Genomic DNA, 17,231 nt, shown 5'->3' with positions numbered 1-17,231 from the left:
GGGCCGTAGTCCGTGGGGCCGTAGTCCGTGGCCGTAGGGTCAGCCGTTCGGCCGCGGCCCCGGCCGCGACTTCGTCTCCGCGTCGCGCCCCCTCCAGTCGAGGCAGACGACGGCGGCATCCGAGACGAGATCCTCGGTGCCGACGTGTTCGATCAGCGCGGCGACGACCGATCGTGCCGTCTCGTGAGGCGTGCTGCGCCTGGTCGCGCCGAGGATCTGACGCAGGACGGCTTCCCCGAACTCCTCCCCGGCCGCCGACCGGGTGCTGTGGACGCCGCTGCTCAGGACGACCAGCCGGTCACCGGACCGCACCTGGAAGGTCTGTTCCTCGTAGAGGGTGTCCTCGAACATGCCGAGAGGCATCTGGGGGTCCAGTTCGACGCGTTCGACGGTCGTGCCGCGCTGGCGGTAGAGCCGCGGGGACCCGGCGTCGACGGCGCGCACCATGCCGGTGGCGAGGTCGAAGCGCAGCAGCAGCGTGGAGGCGTAGACCTTGCCTCCGTACTGGGAGTAGAGCGCCTGGTCGGCGAGGCACGCCTGATCGGCGAGGTCGAGGCCGGCGCGCCGGGCGTTGCGCAGGGCGCCCACGGCGAGACTCGTCAGCAGCGAGGCCTCGATGCCCCGGCCCATGCCGTCGGTGACGGTGAGGGTGAGATGGTCGGCGCTGGTGGACCAGTCGAAGTTGTCGCCACCGATCGCGTAGGCCGGCTCCAGGTGGGCCCCGATGACGTACTCGTCCCGGGCGCACCCGCGGCCCGGCAGGAGCTGCCACTGCATCTCGGCGGCGAGGGTGAGACGCCGGGTGCGGCGGGCCTGGAGGTACAGGTCGGTTTCCCGGCCGGCCGTGACCACCTCGTGGCCCAGCGCGGTGGCGAAGTCGCCGAGCCGCAGCACGGTGCCGGGATCGACGGCGGTATCGGGCATACGGACGGTGAGCACGCCGAGCCGGTCACCGCGGACGGTGATGGGGAGGTGCACCAGCTGCGTGGCCGGATCGGCCGTGACCTCCACCACGGGGTTCTGGGTGGTGAAGGCGGTTCCGGCGGCGCCGTCCTGGGCGGAGACCGGATCGCCCGTGTACGGCAGCCGGGTGACGGGTTGCAGGACCGTCAGGCCGTAGTCCGCGAGGAGCAGCGTGACGTCCCGGGCGCCGAAGCGCTCCGCCAGCAGGCGTCCGGCCGTGGCCACCAGGGCGTGCGGCGGAGCGGCGCGCAGCGCGCCTTCCTCGGACGGCACCGGCTCGGAGGTATCCACGGCGTCTCCATCTTCTCCCCGCATGACCTCCACGCTATCGCGACTTCCCGTGGGCACCGCGGGGCCGGGTTCGGATCGTGACGGCGGACGGCATCGTCACGACCGAGGCTCGTGATCACCGGGACGGCGTCCGCGCCAGTCCAGACAGACCACCAGGGCGTCGCCCTTCGGGACGGACTGCCCTCGAGGGCCGGACAGTTCCCGCAGGATGGCGCGCGGCACCTCCGCCGCGGGCAGGAGGCGGGTGGACATGATCGCCCGAACCAGTGCGGCGTCACCATGGGCCTCCCCCTGGGGCGAGGTGACCGCGTGCACCCCGTCGCTGACGAAGACGAGCCGGTCGCCGGGCTCGACGGCGAAGTCCTGAGCCCGGTAGTCGGTCTCCTCGAACATCCCGAGCGGCAGTTGCGCCTCGAAGGTGACGCGCTCGACCACCCCCTCACGCAGTCGCAGCAGCCGCGGGGAGCCGGCGTCCACGACCTTCGCCCGCCCCGTCGCCAGTTCGAGGTCGAGCATCAGCACCGAGGGATGGCAGCGCCCCCGGTAGTGGGCGTACACCGCCTGGTCGGCCAGCGCGGCCTGGTCGTCGATGGCGACACCGGCCCGCCGGGCGTTACGCAGCGCGTTGATGGCGAGGTTCGTCAGCAGGGAGGCTTCTATGCCCTCCCCCATGCCGCTGGTCACGTAGAGCATGAGTCGCTCCGCGGTGGCGGACCAGTCGAAGTTGTCGCCGTGGATGGCGTAGGCGGGCTCCAGTTGTGCGCCGAGTTCGTACTCGAGTCCGGAGCAGGAGCGGCCGGGCAGGAGCTGCCACTGCATCTCGGCAGCCAGGGTCAGCCGGTCCTTGCGCCTCGCCCTCAGGTACACGTCCGTGTCGCGCTCGGCCACCACGACCTCGTGAGCGAGCACTACGGCGATGTCCGCGAGCTCCTCCAGATCGCGGCGCGCGCCTTCTCCGTCCGGCAGGGTGACCGACAGCACGCCCAGCCGGTCCCCGCGCACCGTGACCGGCAGATGTACGCGTACGCACCCCTCGTGGGCGCCCTCGACGAATGGTTCCTGGGCGCCGAAAGCACGGCCGGCGGGGCTGCCGTGCGCCGACACCGGTTCCGTGGTGTGGGGCGGCAGGGACACCGGCCGCAGGACGGTGAGGCCGTAGTCGGCCAGGAACAACTCGACGGACCGCGCCGCGTACTCCTGCGCGAGCACGCGTCGCGCGGCCTCGAGCAACGCGTGCGGGGCCGCCGTGCGCAAGGCGCGCTCGGCAGTCACATATCTGTTCACGATGGGTAAATACACCAATCCCTTGACGGACTCATACGGACCTCGTCCGGGCGTCGAGGCCGCTCGGGCCGAGCCGGGCAGGACCGTTCGGCCTCTCTCCCGCCGGATCCCTGCGAGAATGTGACGGTGACTGTCTTCCGCTCCCGCCCCGGACCCGTCGAGGCCACACGCGTGACCCTGACAGCCATGGAATTGCTGGAAGTCCTGTGGGGCCGGGCGTCGACCGCGCCCGCCTCTCCGTCGCAGATGCGCGTACTGCTGATGCTCGAACACCAGGACGGCATCAATCTGCGCACCCTCGCCGACTCCCTCGCCTCCACGCCCCCGTCCACCAGCCGGCTCTGTGACCGGCTGGTGGCCGCCGGCTTCATCGAGCGCATGGTCAGTCCGGTCGACCGGCGCGAGGTGCGGCTGCATCTCAGCGGCCGCGGCCGTGCGTTCCTGGACGACCTGCGCGGGCGCCGGGAGCATGAGCTGCGGGCGGTGCTGGAGCTGATGCCCGCCGCGAAGCGGGCCGCGCTCCTCGAGGGGCTGGAGGCGTTCTGCGCCACGGCGGCGCTGCAAATACGCGACAGTGCCTCGCAGTCCAGGGGCCGGACGGCCTGAACACAGGGTCGGCCCTCCGCTCGCCCCGCGCCCCGGAGCCTCGGACGACCGGCGCACGGAGCGACTTCCGCCCACCGGAACATTGCAGACCTTTCCCCGCGCAGCACGTCCCGGCTACTTTGTTGCCTCGCGGGCATAGTTGTCAAACGGCAACAGTCGGTTGGCCGCCCGGCCCGTCGCGCGGGATCCGGTCGACCTGGTGTGCCCGCGCCGCCTGCCCGTGCCCGGGTGGGGAGTTGCTCGTTTGAGCATCTTATGGACTACGATTTCTGGAGCCAGATCTTCGAGCGCGGCGGCGTCGACGCCGTTCAGGCCGCGTTGGGGGATTTCGCTCCCTGCGCGAGCGAAGACGAACTGGACGCGGCCGTGGATCTGGCTTGCCAGGTCGTAGACGATGACACCGACCGCGTCATTGCCCGTGTCGATCGCATCAGGGCGAGGAAGAGCCGGTTCGGCAAGGGGGCCGCGGTGCTGGAGCACTAGCTCGACAGCCCGCCGGGCCGCACGATCGGTGAGCTTCTCGATCCGCGTCTCATACGGCTATGACGATGCCTCAGCCGGGCGGGAGCAGACCGGTGCCCGGCGCCGACGCTGAGGCCGAACTGGCCGTACTCCACCTGGAGTTCACAGCTGTACGCATCCGGGCCGTCGGGCGCCGGGAAGAGGTAAGCCCGCCGTACCGCGACCGAGGGACCCGTACCCCTGGACGAACCGGTGCTCCTCGGCGGGGCCTGAAGCGGCGGGGCGCCGAGGGGTGCGGGGGGGGGCCGGTGGCCCGGATGAGGTCCTGCCCACCGGGCCACCCGGCCACCGGCGACGCGATCGCGTGCCGGCGGCCGGCCGGTCGGTGAGATCGACTGGTTCACTGCACCCTGTTGACGTTCTCCGCCTGTGGACCCTTCGGGCCCTGGGTGACGTCGTACTCGACCTTGTCGCCCTCGTACAGTTCCTTGAAGCCGGTGCCCTGAATGGCAGAGAAGTGAACGAATACGTCCGGTCCGCCGCCGTCCTGCTGGATGAAGCCGAAGCCCTTCTCGGCGTTGAACCACTTCACACTGCCAGTTGCCATCGCTCTGAATCCTTCTTCATGTCCCACGGCACCGGAGTCGCGGTGCCGGCCGAGCCCTGCGGGGCGCCGGCAATCCAAGTCTCCACCTCTTGGCGGGACTCCGCTCGTCGCCGGGCCGGGCGGAGCCGTGTTCACAACCGGTCAAGCGTCGTGACGCAGCACGTCGTAGGCCAGGTGCGTCGCGGTGGACGTCGGGATCACGTTCCGCTGTACGAGGGTGTGCGGTACTCCGCCGGTGAACAGGGGCGTCCCGCCGCCCAGCACGACGGGCGCCAGGTGAACCGTCAGCGCGTCGACCAGACCGGCGTCGATCGCCGAGCCGATCGTGGCACCGCCGCCCATCAGGATGACGTCGAGGTCGCTGCCGGTGTCCGACGACGCCGCCTCCGCGCGCCGACGCGCGGTGGCGAGGGCGTCGGCCAGACCGGTGGTGACGAACGTCCAGTCGAGGTCGGTCAGGCGCACCGACTCCGGCGGCGAACTAGTCACGACGACGAAGGCCGGCGTGCCGACCTCGCCGGCGCCGTAGCCGCACCGGTCGTCCCAGCCGTTCGGCCCGTCGACCAGGTCGAAGAGGTTTCGGCCGAGGACGACCGCGCCCGAGCGGGCGGTCCCCTCGCGCAGGATCCTGCGGTCCTGGGGGTCGTCGGAGAACGCCCAGGTGTGCAGGGCGTCGCCGCCGGCCCCCAGACCGGTGTCCGGCCCCGGGTCGGGGCCGGTGACGTAGCCGTCGAGGGAGATCGAGATGTCAGCGATGATCCGGGTCATGCCCGTATAGACCCGGTCCGCGGGCCGGACTCATCGCCGGTCCGTGGCCTGTTCACGGACGAGGGCGCAGCTGCGGCTGATGAGCCGGGAGACGTGCATCTGGGAGAGGCCGAGGCGGTCGGCTATGCGGCTCTGCGTCATGTCCTCGAAGAAGCGCATGTAGAGGATGGCGCGCTCGCGCTCGGGCAGCCGGCGCAGCCCTTCCTTGGCGGCCTCGCGGTCGAGGACCACGTCGTAGGAGGTCTCTGCCGTGGCGAGGGTGTCGGCGAGGCTGTAGCCGTCGTCGCCGTCGGCCAGCTCGGCGTCCAGCGAGAGGGTGCTGAAGCTCTCCAGCGCCTCCAGGCCGGCGCTCACCTCGTCCTCGGCGAGCCCGGTGTGTGCGGCGATGGCGGCGACCGTGGGTTCGGGGCTGCCGGGCCGCTGGGTGAGTTCGCGCCGCGCCACCCGCACCCGGTTGCGCAGGTCCTGCACCCGGCGCGGCACCCGAACGGCCCACATGCGGTCCCTGAAGTGCCGCTTGACCTCCCCGGTGATGGTGGGTACGGCGTAGCTCTCGAACGCTCCCTGGGACGGGTCGAACCGGTCGATCGCCTTCACCAGCCCGAGCGCGGCGACCTGCCGCAGATCCTCGAGGGACTCCCCGCGATCACGGAATCGGCCGGCGATCCGGTGAGCCATGGGCAACCAGGCGGTGACGAGTTCCTCCCGTACGGCGTTCCGCCGGGGACCGTCCTCCAGCTCTTTGAGCAGGGCGAACAGCCGGCCGGTGTCGGGTGCGTCGGCGTGAGAGCGCCGGGCGGGTGGCTCGGCGACGGGGAGGGTCGTGTCGGGCGTGCCGTGACGGCTTGTCGACATGTCGGTGAGCATGCGGAATCGCTCCTGAACGTGATCGCAGGGCACCGTCGGAACAGGGTTCCGGATTCAGGCCCGAAAGTGGTGCCAGGGTCTGCCGCGGGATGTACCGCCCAGGCCGCCGGTAGGGGACCCAGGCAGCGGTACAGACCCCGCTGGGCGCGCGCCTCCGGTCCGAAGCACGAGACCCGCTTGCCCCTCGCGTCCGCCGGTAAACACCGGTATGCGGACCTTCGGGGCTCGCCCGGCGTTACGCGGGCGGGCCGGCCGTACGGCCGAGGGGGCGAGGCGTCCTGTGGTGCTCCGCGATACCTGTCTCGGCTGCCGCCCGGCGGTTGGTGGGCGTGGGCCCGAGCCATTCGCACAGCAGGACGGTGGCGTCGTCCTGCAGGTAGCCGTCGTGATGGTCGACGACGGCCCTGGTCAGACGGCGCAGGGTCTCGGGGACGGGGAGGCCGTCGGCGTGATGGCGGACCAGGAAGTCCACGAAACGGTCGAGACCGAACTCGGTTCCGGCGCGCCGGGCCTCGGTGATGCCGTCGGTGTAGAGCACGAGCCGGTCGCCTGGTTCGAGCTGCTCACGGCAGAGGGAGACGGGCAGCCCGAGGCGGGTGCCCATGGGATGCGCCGGCGGGCAGCCCAGCCGGGTGGCCCAGCGGCCGCCGCGGATCAGCAGCGGTGGCACGTGCCCGCGATTGACCCAGGTCAGCAGGCCGGTGGCGGTGTCCAGGTCCGCGAGCACGCCGGTCGCGTAGGAGCTGTCGGCGAACTGCTCGGTCAGGACCTGCTCGATCGTCTCGGTGACCTCGACGAGTCCCGCGCCCTGGCGGCGCGCGTTGCGGCAGGCCGCCATGGCCAGGTTCGCGGTCAGGCCGGCGGCGGTGTCGTGGCCCATGGCGTCGAAGACGGACAGGTGCACCACGTGTCCGTCGGTCGCGTAGTCGAAGGCGTCCCCGCTGATCCGATAGGCGGGCTCCATGACCGCGGAGACCACCACCCGGCCGTCGGCGTAGGTGCGCGGCGCGGTCAGACTCCACTGCATCTCCGCGGCCACCCCCATCGGCGCCGACCGCACGAGCCGGGCGTAGGAGTCGCTGTGGTCCCGCTTGCTGACGATGATCAGTGCCAGCAGCGACGCCAGGGCCTGCATGTCGTCCGCGGTGCGCTCGTCGTCCGTCGCCGTGACGATGTGCAGCGCGCCCAGCCGTTCCGTGCCGTCCAGCAGCGGCACCCACCAACCGTGGCCGTCCGGACCCGCCGCGGCCGGCACGATCCGGCCGAACCGGTAGGCCCGGCCGGCCAGGGTGGCGTCGACGACCAGCTCGGCCGCGTCGCCGCGCGCGCCCTCGGCCGCATCCGGGCCGGAGCCGGTCAGCAGTCGCAGGACCGTATGCCTGAGATCGGCGAGGTAGATCCGCACCTCGCGCAGCCCGGCGGCCGCCGCGTACGCGTTCGCCTCGCGCGGCAGCGCCTCCAGCGGCATCAGATGGCTCGCGGCCAGCAGATCCGCCAGCATGCGTTCCCCGCTCGAGCCCTCAGTGGTCACGCCAGAGCCGCCTCTCGCGCAGCACGAACAGCGGATGCCGTCGGCTAAGGCCCAGCGTGCCACGCGACACCGGTCCCCGCCCTCGCCCGGCCGAGGCCGGACCCGTGCGCACCCAAGGGTGGGCGCCCGCCCGGCCGTACCGCGTGCTCGGCGGGAGCGGTACGTCGGCGTTCCGATCGGGTGGGGGCCGGTCCGAACCAGTCGGTCAGGGCGGTGTGCGGGTCGTCGGTGCCGGGAGGGGTCGTCACCGGCTCGGGCGAGATGGCCGCCGGTGCGGATGAGCAGCACCGCGGCCTCCGTGTCGGTGTGCGGCGCGGTGACGGCTCGGACGCGACCGCTGCAGGGGGCCGCGGAGCGTACGGCCGCGGGGGGGGTGAGGTGCGGTCCGGCAACAGCGGTCGGCCCTCGCGCAGCGGTCCCGCCGGTCGTGCGGACCCGGAGCCGGTCGCGAGCCGCCGGTCGGCGACGAAGGCCCCCACGCGGGGGTCGCCGTCGCCACCTCGGCACGGTTACGCCGGGCATCAGACGCTCCACTACCAGAGCAAGATCATCCGGATTGCACCGTATTCCGGATTGTTTACTGCGGCCGCGTTTCGAGCTCATGGCGGGACCCGCCGAAACCTGGTGTGCGGCGCAAGGTACGGACCAGGCTGGCCTGCGACCTTCCCGTCTCCGCAGAAAGCTCCGCCACGCATGTACTCGTGTCCTCTCCCCGGCGCCCCGCAGGCGCACCTCTTCTGTGTGGTGAGGGGGTGCCGCGCGTGGTGCGCTATGTGACACGCAAGGCGGCCGGCTGGCTGCTGATGATCGTGGTCGCCACCAACGCCACCTATTTCCTGGCGAGTTGGTTCCTGGATCCGCGATCGAACTTCAAGGAGCTGCGGCCGGTCCGCAGCGAGGACCAGATCGACCGGGCCCTCGCTCCCTACAACCTGGACCCGCGGGTGCCGTTGGTGCACCGCTGGTGGGACTGGCTCACCTCGGTGGTCCTCCACTTCGACTGGGGCAAGTCCCCCACCGGCGTCTCCGTCAACGGCGAGGTGGGCTACCGGTCCCTCGTCAGCGCGGAGTTGGTCGTCATCGCGACGATCCTGTCCGTGGTGATCGGCGTCGCGCTCGGGGTCTACACCGCCGCACGGCAGTACGGCTGGGCCGACCGGCTCACGCAGGCCGTGTCCATCGCGGTGTTCAACGTGCCCACGTCCGTCGCCGCGCTCGCCGTGGTCTTCGTCGCCATCTGGCTGAACCAGCACGCCGGGCTGCACTTCCTCTACGTCGCCGGGGCCAACTCCCCCAACGTGGAAGGGCTGCTCCCGACCATCGGCGACCGCCTCCTGCACCTCATCCTGCCCACCCTGACGCTGACGTTGATGGGGTACGTCGGCTACCACCTGACGCAGCGTTCGCTGCTGCTGGACACGATCAACGCCGACTTCGTCCGCACGGCCCAGGCCACCGGCCTCACCCGTGGCCAGGCGATTCGCAGACACGCCCTGAGGGCGGCGCTCATCCCCACGGCGGCCTCCGTGGCGTTCAGCGTCCCGGCCATCTTCACCGGCGCCGTCATCACCGAGACGGTGTTCGGCTGGAACGGCATGGGCCGCTACTTCGTCCAGACCATCGCGAAGAACGACGTGCACGGCACGGTGGCGACGGCCGCCTTCGCGGCGGCGCTGACCGCCCTGGGCGCGGTCCTCGCGGACATCGCCACCGTCTTCCTCGACCCGAGAGTGCGGGTGAGCTGACATGGCCATCGACGCGACGCCCGGCCCCCCGTCCACCACGGCGCCCGGCCCGGCCGCCGACGTGCCGCTGCCCGCGCCGGACCATGGCGACCTCGGCCTCGGCCGGCTCTATCTGCGGCGCTTCCGGCGCAACCGGCTCGCCGTCGCCGGTGTGGCGCTCTTCGTGCTGCTGGTGCTCTTCGGCGCCCTCGGCGGCCTCTTCACCTCCTACGCGTACACCGACGCCGACTTCACCGCGCTCACCCAACCGCCCAGCGCCCTGCACTGGTTCGGCACCAACCAGGGCGGCAACGACATCTACGCGTGCGCCGTGCACGGACTCCAGCGCTCCCTGGTGATCGCCGTGAGCGTATCCGTCCTGACGATCGTCGTCGCCGCGGTCATCGGCTCCAGTGCCGCGTACTTCGGCGGCCGGGTCGAGACGGTGACACTCGCCGTCATCCACTTCCTGCTGATCGTCCCCTCGTTCCTCATCCTCGCCCTGGTCTCGCACCGCCTGGCCGGCGACTGGCGCGTCCTCGTCGCCGTGCTGACCGTGTTCGGCTGGATGCCCACCGCGCGGGTCATCTGGTCCGTGTCGACCTCCCTGCGCGAACGGGACTACGTGACGGCGGCGGAGTTCATGGGCGTCAGCCCGCCGCGCATCATCCTGCGCCACATCATCCCCAACCTCGGCTCCCTGCTCATCGTCAACCTGACGCTGGGCGTGGTGGCGACGGTGCTCAGCGAAACCGCCCTGTCCTTCCTCGGATTCGGCGTCCAGAGCCCGGACGTCTCCCTCGGCACAATGCTCGCGGACGGGGCGAGCACCGTCACCAGCGCACCCTGGCTGTTCGCCTTCCCGGCGGGGCTGGTCGTCCTGCTCACCGTGTCGATGACCTTCATCGGCGACGGACTGCGCGACGCCCTCGACCCCACGTCGGTGACCGGCTCGGCGGGAGGCCGACGTTGACACTCGCGACCCCACTGAGCGGCCCGGTGCCGCCCGCCGACGCCACTGCCGTGCTGTCCGTGCGGGACCTGCGGGTCTCCTTCCCGTCCGAGGCCGGAACCGTCGAGGCGGTGCGCGGGGTGAGCTTCGACCTGCTGCCCGGCCGGACCCTCGGCATCGTCGGCGAGTCCGGCTCGGGCAAGTCGGCCATGGCGACGGGCATCATGGGCCTGCTGCCGCCCTCCGCCGAGCTGCGCGGTCGGGTGCTGCTGGGCGGGCGGGACCTGATCGGCCTCGGCGACCGGGAACTGTCCGGGATCCGGGGCAACTCCATCGGCATGGTCTTCCAGGACCCCCTGTCCGCGCTGACGCCGATCTTCTCCGTGGGCAGGCTGCTCTCCGACGCCCTGCGGGTCCACCAGGACCTGACCAGACGGGCGGCCTGGGAGCGGGCCGTCGAACTGCTCGACCTCGTCGGCATCCCGGACCCGCGGAACCGGGCCACCTCCTTCCCGCACGAGTTCTCCGGCGGCATGCGCCAGCGCGTGGTCATCGCCCTGGCGATCGCCAACAAGCCGTCCGTGCTCGTGGCCGACGAGCCCACCACCGCGCTCGACGTCACCGTGCAGGCACAGATCCTCGACGTCCTGCGACTGGCGCAGGAGGAGACCGGTGCCGGTCTGGTCCTCATCACCCACGACCTCGGGGTCGTCGCCGGGCACGCGGACGACGTCGCCGTCATGTACGCGGGCCGGTTCGTGGAGCACGCGGGCGTCGAGGAGCTGTTCCGCCGGCCGACGATGCCGTACACCGCGCGGTTGCTCGCCGCCGTACCGACCGTGGACGGCGGGGCCCGCCGGCCGCTGGTCCCGATCGGCGGCGAACCGCCCACCCCGGTGGGCCTGACGGGCGGCTGCCCCTTCGCGCCCCGCTGCGCCGTCGCGCTCGACGCGTGCCGCGACGACGAACCCGACCTGCAACATGTCACCGGGCACGGGCACGTGGCCTGTCTGCGCGCGACGGAGATCGCCGACGGATCCCTCGACCCCGCCGGGAACACCGGCTACGACGGATCCCTCGACTCCGCGGGGGAGTTCGAGCCCGCGAGGTGCACCGGGCCCGCCGCCCGGTCCGAGGGGAAGGCCACGCCCGCACTCGCGACAGCCACGGTCCCGCCCCCGGGTCCGACCGCGTCGCGCGAAGTGGTGCTCCGGGTCGAGGACCTCGTCAAGACCTTCCCGGTGACCAGGGGCGCCCTCCTCAAGCGCAGGATCGGCACCCTGCACGCCGTCAACCGGGTCGGCTTCGAGCTGCGCGCCGGTGAGACGCTGGGCCTGGTGGGCGAGTCCGGCAGCGGCAAGACGACGACGCTGATGGAGATCCTGCGGCTCAGACGGCCCGAGGGCGGCCGGATCGAGATCGCCGGCACCGACGTCGCCACGATCGGTTCCGGCGCGCGGACCCGGCAGCTGCGGCAGGACGTGCGCATCGTCATGCAGGACCCGCTGGGGGCCCTCGATCCGCGGCTGCCCGTCTTCCAGTCGCTCGCCGAGCCGCTGCGGGCGATCGGCCGGGACCGCGCCTCGATCCGGTCCCGGGTGCGCGAACTGCTGGCGCTGGTAGGCCTGGACGGCTCGGTGGGCGACCGGTTCCCGGCCGCCCTCTCCGGCGGTCAGCGCCAACGGGTCGGCATCGCAAGGGCCCTGGCGACGGAGCCGAGGCTGCTCGCCCTGGACGAACCGCTCTCCGCCCTGGACGTGTCGGTGCAGGCCGGGGTGATCAACCTGCTCGCGCGGCTCCAGCGTGAACTCGGCCTGGCCTACCTGGTGGTCGCCCACGATCTGGCCGTGGTCCGGTACATCTGCGACCGCATCGCGGTGATGTACCTGGGACACATCGTGGAGAGCGGGGACACCGAGACGATCTTCTCCGACCCCCGACACCCGTACACCCGGGCGCTGTTGTCCGCGATCCCGGTGCCGGATCCGGTGCGGGAACGCTCCCGTGAACGCGTCGTGCTGGAGGGCGAGCAGCCCAATGCCGCCCGACTGCCCCCGGGCTGCGTCTTCGTCGACCGGTGCCCTCTGTACCGGACCGCCGACGAGACCGTGCGGCGCCGCTGTCGTACGGAGCGCCCCGCACCGACCGCCGTGGCCGGACAGCCCGGCCACCAGTACGCATGCCACGCGGGCTGAGTGCCTGTCACACCGTCTGCACACCCGCCCGCGGACCCGGGCCGCCCCCGGCCTCCCTGTCCAGGCCCGCCGTTCCCGGCCCGGCCGCTGTCACCGACCCGTAAGGACTCCTCCCCCATGCGCACAAGACTGGCCCTGCCCGTCGCCCTCCTCGCCGCCGTCTCCGTCGCCGCCACCGCGTGCCGGTCGTCGTCCGGGACGGGCGCCGCGGACTCGGACCCGAAGGGTGCTCCGACCGCCGCGCCGGCCGCCGCCGACTACAACCCCACCCCCTACGACAGGATCAGGGACGGTGGCACCTTCACCACGGTCGGCACGTTCGACGACCAGGGCAACCCGTTCAACGTCAATGCCACGCTGACCGCCGCCCGGGTCTGGGCCTGGTACAACGCCGACGCGATCACCTACTCGCCGACCGGCGAGGTGCGGTACAACCCGGACTACTACAGCGATGTGAAGGTGACCGTCGAGGGCGGCGACCAGAAGGTCACGCTGACGATCAACCCGAAGGCCGTCTTCAACGACGGCACACCGATCGACTGGACCGCGATCAAGGCCACCTGGAAGGCGAACAACGGCTCCGACAAGGACTACGCCGCCTCTTCGACCAACGGCTACGACCAGATCACCTCGGTCGAGAAGGGCAGGGACGCCAAGCAGGCCGTCATCACCTTCAAGGGCGTCGACTCCGCCTGGTCGAGCCTGTTCACCACCTTCCTGCACCCCAAGGCCGCCACGGTCGACCATTTCAACAAGGCGTATGTGAAGAAGGCACACCCGGAGTGGGGCGCCGGCCCGTACACGGTCGGCAAGTGGGACACACACTCCGGCGACATCACCTTCGTCCGCAACCCCAAGTGGTGGGGAAGGAAGGGCAAGTTGGACAAGCGCGTCTACGTGGACCTGGAATCGACCGCGGCGGTCAACGCCTTCAAGAACGGCCAGCTGGACTACGTCTCCGCCGTCGACGCGGAGAGCCTCAAGCAGGTCAAGGGGCTGAGCGGCACGGAGATCCGCAGCGGTGGCAGCCCCTTCGAGTACGCGCTCTACTTCAACACCCGCTCGTCCGTCCTCGCGGACCGGGGTGTGCGCAAGGCCATCGAGGAGAGCATCGACCGCGCCCAGATAGCGAGGATCCGGTTCCAGGGCCTCGACTACCGGGAGCCGTTGCCCGGTTCGGCCGTGCTGTACAGCTTCCAGAAGGGCTACGAGGACAACGTCTCAGCCGTGCTGAAGTACGCGCCGGACGAGGCCGGGAGGGCACTCGACGCGGCGGGCTGGAAGCCCGGGGGCGACGGCATCCGGGCCAAGGGCGGCAGGAGGCTCGAGGTCGGCTACACCCTCCTCGGCGACGACCCGCTGGACAAGGCCACCGCCGGCGCCTTCGCCGCGATGCTGAAGCGGGTCGGCGTCAAACTCGTCGTCAAGAAGGCCGACGAGGCGGACTTCTCCAGCATCCTCAGCGGGCGCAAGTTCGATCTCTTCCTCTCCGGCAACCGCTCCATGGACCCCTTCGGCGCCCGCTATCTGTGCGACTTCTACTGCTCGGACCGTTCCTCCAATCTGACCGGCGCGGGCTCACCCGCCCTGGATCGGGAGATCCGGGCCACCGCCAAGATCGCCGACCTCGGCAAGCAGGCGGCGGCGGTCAACAAGGTCGAGCGGAAGGCGCTGCGGCAGTACGCATTCCTTCCGCTGTTCAGCGGCCCCTCGACCTACGGGGTGAAGAAGGGGCTCGCCAACGTGGGCGCCACCATCTTCGCCAACCCGCTGCCGGAGACGGTCGGCTGGGAGAAGTAGGCCCCGCGCCCGACGCCCCCCACCTGTCGCCCCCGAGCCCGAGCCGTCCCCGCTAGGGCCAGATCGCACTTACCCGCCGCCGGGCGGCAGTGCTACACCCGAGTAGTAGGCCGCACAACAGCCGTTCCTTCGTCCCCGCGCGGATCCGAGGAGGGTTCATGAACGCCTCGACCGGTACCGTGGCCGATCCGGCCGCACCCGCCGACCAACAGGACGAACCGACCGTACACATTCTGTGGATCAACGCGGGGCTGAGTTGCGACGGGGACTCGGTCTCCCTGACCGCCGCGACCCAGCCCAGCATCGAGGAGCTCGCGCTGGGGGCGCTGCCGGGGCTTCCGAAGGTGGCCGTGCACTGGCCGTTGATCGACTTCGAGTGCGGTCCGGTTCAGGGGGCGGACACGTTCATCGAGTGGTTCTTCAAGGCCGAGCGGGGGGAGATCGACCCGTTCGTGCTGGTCGTCGAGGGTTCCATCCCGAACGAGCGGATCAAACCGGAGGGCTACTGGTGTGGTTTCGGCGACGACCCGCAGACGGGTCAGCCGATCACCACCAGCGAATGGCTCGACCGGCTCACGCCGAAGGCCCTCGCGGTGGTGGCGATGGGCACGTGCGCCACGTACGGCGGCATCCACGCCATGGCGGGCAACCCCACCGGAGCGATGGGCGTGCCCGACTACCTGGGCTGGGAGTGGACCTCGCAGGCGGGCATCCCGATCGTCTGCATCCCGGGCTGCCCGGTGCATCCGGACAACGCCTCCGAGACCCTGCTCTACCTGCTCTACCAGGCCACCGGCGCGGCGCCGATGATCCCGCTGGACGAGGAACTGCGGCCGACCTGGCTGTTCGGGGCCACCGTGCACGAGGGCTGCGACCGGGCCGGCTACTACGAGCAGGGACAGTTCGCCGAGGAGTACGGCTCCCCTCAGTGCCTGGTGAAGCTGGGGTGCTGGGGGCCGGTGGTCAAGTGCAACGTGCCCAAGCGCGGCTGGATCAACGGGGTCGGCGGCTGCCCGAACGTGGGCGGCATCTGCATCGCCTGCACGATGCCCGGCTTCCCGGACAAGTTCATGCCGTTCATGGACGAGCCGCCCGGCAGCCATGTCTCGTCGGCGGCGAGCAGCGTCTACGGCTCGGTCGTCCGGCGGCTGCGCCACTACACGGAACGGACCGTGGACAACGAACCCAAGTGGCGGACCAGGGGCGAGAAGCTGACCACCGGGTACCGGGCGCCATGGTGACCGGCCTGGCCGGCGGCGGTGCCGCCCGGCCACTGCCCCGCGCCACGCAGGCGGACCCCCGCCCGGGCGCGCGGAGAGGGCACAGCACCCGACAGGAAATCGGAGCGGCATCATGGGGACGGTGACGGACAAGTCGACCGGTGGCAGCCTCGTGGAGATGTCCTGGGACCCGATCACCCGGATCGTGGGCAGTCTCGGCATCCACACCAAGATCGACTTCAAGGCGAAGCGGGTCGCCGAGTGCTACAGCACGTCCTCGGTGTTCCGCGGGTACAGCATCTTCATGCGCGGCAAGGATCCGCGCGACGCGCACTTCATCACCAGCCGTATCTGCGGCATCTGCGGCGACAACCACGCCACCTGCTCGGTGTACACGCAGAACATGGCCTACGGCGTGGCGCCACCGCACCTCGGCGAGTGGATCATCAATCTCGGCGAGGCAGCGGAGTACATGTTCGACCACAACATCTTCCAGGAGAACCTGGTAGGGGTCGACTACTGCGAGAAGATGGTCCGCGAGACCAATCCGGGCGTGCTGGAACTGGCCGAGCGGACCGAGGCCCCGCACGCGGCGGAGCACGGCTACCGCACCATCGCCGACATCATGCGCTCGCTGAACCCGCTGGAGGGCGAGTTCTACCGTGAGGCCCTCCAGGTCAGCCGGTACACCCGGGAGATGTTCTGCCTGATGGAGGGCCGCCATGTGCACCCCTCCACGCTGTATCCGGGCGGCGTGGGCACGGTGGCGACGGTGCAGCTGTTCACCGACTACCTCACCCGCCTCACCCGCTACGTGGAGTTCATGAAGCGGGTGGTCCCCCTCCACGACGACCTCTTCGACTTCTTCTACGAGGCCCTGCCGGGCTACGAGGACGTCGGACGGCGCCGGGTGCTGCTGGGCTGCTGGGGCGCGCTCAACGACCCCGAGTACTGCGACTTCACCTACGCCCGGATGTCCGACTGGGGCCGGCGGATGTTCGTCACCCCCGGTGTGATCGTGGACGGCAAGCTGATCACCAACGACCTCGTGGACATCAATCTCGGCATCCGCATCCTGCTGGGCAGTTCGTACTACGAGGACTGGGTGGGGATGGGCAAGTTCGTGGAGTTCGACCCGCTGGGCAACCGTGTCGACGAACGCCACCCCTGGAACCAGCACACCGTTCCCGCGCCGCAGAAACGGGACTTCGACGACAAGTACAGCTGGGTGATGTCCCCGCGCTGGTTCGACGGCACGGACCACCTCGCATTGGACACCGGCGGCGGCCCCATCGCCCGGCTGTGGTCCACGGCCCTGTCCGGCCTGGTCGACATCGGATACGTCAAGGCCACCGGACACAGTGTCCAGATCAACCTGCCCCGCACCATGACCAAGCCGGAGACCACCCTGGAGTGGCACATCCCGCGCTGGAGCAACGCCCTGGAACGCAACCGGGCCCGCACCTACTTCCAGGCCTACGCGGCCGCCGCCGCCCTGCACTTCGCCGAGCAGGCGATGGCCGAGGTACGCGCCGGACGCACCCAGACCTGGGAGAAGTTCGACGTGCCCGACGAATCGATCGGCTGCGGCTTCACCGAGGCCGTGCGGGGCGTGCTGAGCCATCACATGGTGATCCGCGACGGCAAGATCGCCAACTACCATCCGTACCCGCCCACGCCGTGGAACGGCAGCGTCCGCGACTCCTACGGCACTCCGGGCCCCTACGAGGACGCCGTGCAGAACACCCCGATCTTCGAGGAGAACCCGCCGGAGAACTTCAAGGGCATCGACATCATGCGCGCCGTGCGCAGCTTCGACCCCTGTCTGCCGTGCGGCGTGCACATGTACGTCGGCGGCGGCCGCACCGTGGAGCAGACCCACATGCCCACCGGACTGAGCGGACTCGCCGTCTGAGCACGGCGCCGGGACGCCCGGGCCGGCCGAGAGGAAGGGGCCGTCG

Annotated in this window: 14 protein-coding genes; 8 read left to right on the top strand and 6 right to left on the bottom strand. The window is 70.9% G+C overall.

From position 1 onward, the window contains the following. Positions 1–39: 39 nt before the first annotated feature. Both ACIBA9_RS01460 and ACIBA9_RS01455 read right to left on the bottom strand, forming a co-directional pair. Entirely contained in the window at positions 40–1,278 is a 1,239-nt protein-coding gene (locus ACIBA9_RS01460) for a PP2C family protein-serine/threonine phosphatase (RefSeq protein ID WP_399359320.1), read from the bottom strand. 72 nt (positions 1,279–1,350) lie between these two features. Continuing rightward, the gene (locus ACIBA9_RS01455) at positions 1,351–2,538 is read right to left on the bottom strand and encodes a PP2C family protein-serine/threonine phosphatase (RefSeq protein ID WP_399359319.1); all 1,188 of its coding nucleotides are present in this window, start codon (positions 2,536–2,538) and stop codon (positions 1,351–1,353) included. A gap of 171 nt (positions 2,539–2,709) precedes the next feature. Between ACIBA9_RS01455 and ACIBA9_RS01450 the strand changes: the two genes are divergently transcribed. After that, complete coding sequence (locus tag ACIBA9_RS01450) at positions 2,710–3,144, top strand: MarR family transcriptional regulator (protein WP_362152204.1); 435 nt, start codon at positions 2,710–2,712, stop codon at positions 3,142–3,144. A gap of 255 nt (positions 3,145–3,399) precedes the next feature. Beyond that, positions 3,400–3,627 (top strand): hypothetical protein, encoded by a 228-nt coding sequence (locus ACIBA9_RS01445; protein WP_399359318.1) that lies wholly within the window; start codon positions 3,400–3,402, stop codon positions 3,625–3,627. Positions 3,628–4,006: 379 nt separating this feature from the next. Here ACIBA9_RS01445 and ACIBA9_RS01440 read toward each other — a convergent pair whose 3' ends face one another. The 4 genes from ACIBA9_RS01440 to ACIBA9_RS01425 all read right to left on the bottom strand — a co-directional run bounded on the left by ACIBA9_RS01440 (position 4,007) and on the right by ACIBA9_RS01425 (position 7,349). After that, positions 4,007–4,213, bottom strand: coding sequence for a cold-shock protein (locus ACIBA9_RS01440; RefSeq protein WP_399359317.1), 207 nt, complete (start codon positions 4,211–4,213; stop codon positions 4,007–4,009). Positions 4,214–4,354: 141 nt separating this feature from the next. Beyond that, on the bottom strand, positions 4,355–4,981 hold the full coding sequence (locus ACIBA9_RS01435) for a dihydrofolate reductase family protein (protein WP_399359316.1): 627 nt from the start codon (positions 4,979–4,981) through the stop codon (positions 4,355–4,357). A 30-nt stretch (positions 4,982–5,011) separates the two neighbouring features. Beyond that, positions 5,012–5,848, bottom strand: coding sequence for a SigB/SigF/SigG family RNA polymerase sigma factor (locus ACIBA9_RS01430; protein WP_399359315.1), 837 nt, complete (start codon positions 5,846–5,848; stop codon positions 5,012–5,014). A 235-nt stretch (positions 5,849–6,083) separates the two neighbouring features. Further along, the gene (locus ACIBA9_RS01425) at positions 6,084–7,349 is read right to left on the bottom strand and encodes a PP2C family protein-serine/threonine phosphatase (RefSeq protein WP_399359987.1); all 1,266 of its coding nucleotides are present in this window, start codon (positions 7,347–7,349) and stop codon (positions 6,084–6,086) included. A gap of 791 nt (positions 7,350–8,140) precedes the next feature. Here ACIBA9_RS01425 and ACIBA9_RS01420 point away from each other — a divergent pair. The 6 genes from ACIBA9_RS01420 to ACIBA9_RS01395 all read left to right on the top strand — a co-directional run bounded on the left by ACIBA9_RS01420 (position 8,141) and on the right by ACIBA9_RS01395 (position 17,185). After that, positions 8,141–9,124, top strand: coding sequence for an ABC transporter permease (locus ACIBA9_RS01420; protein ID WP_399359314.1), 984 nt, complete (start codon positions 8,141–8,143; stop codon positions 9,122–9,124). A gap of 1 nt (position 9,125) precedes the next feature. Beyond that, positions 9,126–10,076, top strand: a complete 951-nt coding sequence (locus ACIBA9_RS01415; RefSeq protein ID WP_399359313.1) for an ABC transporter permease — start codon at positions 9,126–9,128, stop codon at positions 10,074–10,076. Further along, positions 10,073–12,250: a dipeptide ABC transporter ATP-binding protein gene (locus ACIBA9_RS01410; RefSeq protein ID WP_399359312.1), complete on the top strand. Its 2,178-nt coding sequence runs from the start codon at positions 10,073–10,075 to the stop codon at positions 12,248–12,250. The genes ACIBA9_RS01415 and ACIBA9_RS01410 overlap by 4 nt, the downstream gene beginning before the upstream one ends. A 117-nt stretch (positions 12,251–12,367) precedes the next feature. Further along, the gene (locus tag ACIBA9_RS01405; RefSeq protein WP_399359311.1) at positions 12,368–14,050 is read left to right on the top strand and encodes an ABC transporter family substrate-binding protein; all 1,683 of its coding nucleotides are present in this window, start codon (positions 12,368–12,370) and stop codon (positions 14,048–14,050) included. A 158-nt stretch (positions 14,051–14,208) separates the two neighbouring features. Further along, positions 14,209–15,291 carry a hydrogenase expression protein HypE gene (locus ACIBA9_RS01400; RefSeq protein ID WP_399359310.1) on the top strand — a complete coding sequence of 361 codons (1,083 nt, stop codon included), beginning with the start codon at positions 14,209–14,211 and terminating at the stop codon, positions 15,289–15,291. A gap of 157 nt (positions 15,292–15,448) precedes the next feature. After that, entirely contained in the window at positions 15,449–17,185 is a 1,737-nt protein-coding gene (locus ACIBA9_RS01395) for a nickel-dependent hydrogenase large subunit (RefSeq protein WP_399359986.1), read from the top strand. Positions 17,186–17,231 lie beyond the last annotated feature (46 nt).

Origin of the sequence: Streptomyces sp. NPDC051452, from assembly GCF_044454765.1 — a bacterium.
GTDB lineage: Bacteria > Actinomycetota > Actinomycetes > Streptomycetales > Streptomycetaceae > Streptomyces.
The sequence above is the reverse complement of the archived record's forward strand: the minus strand, read 5'-3'. Positions and strand labels throughout refer to the sequence as shown.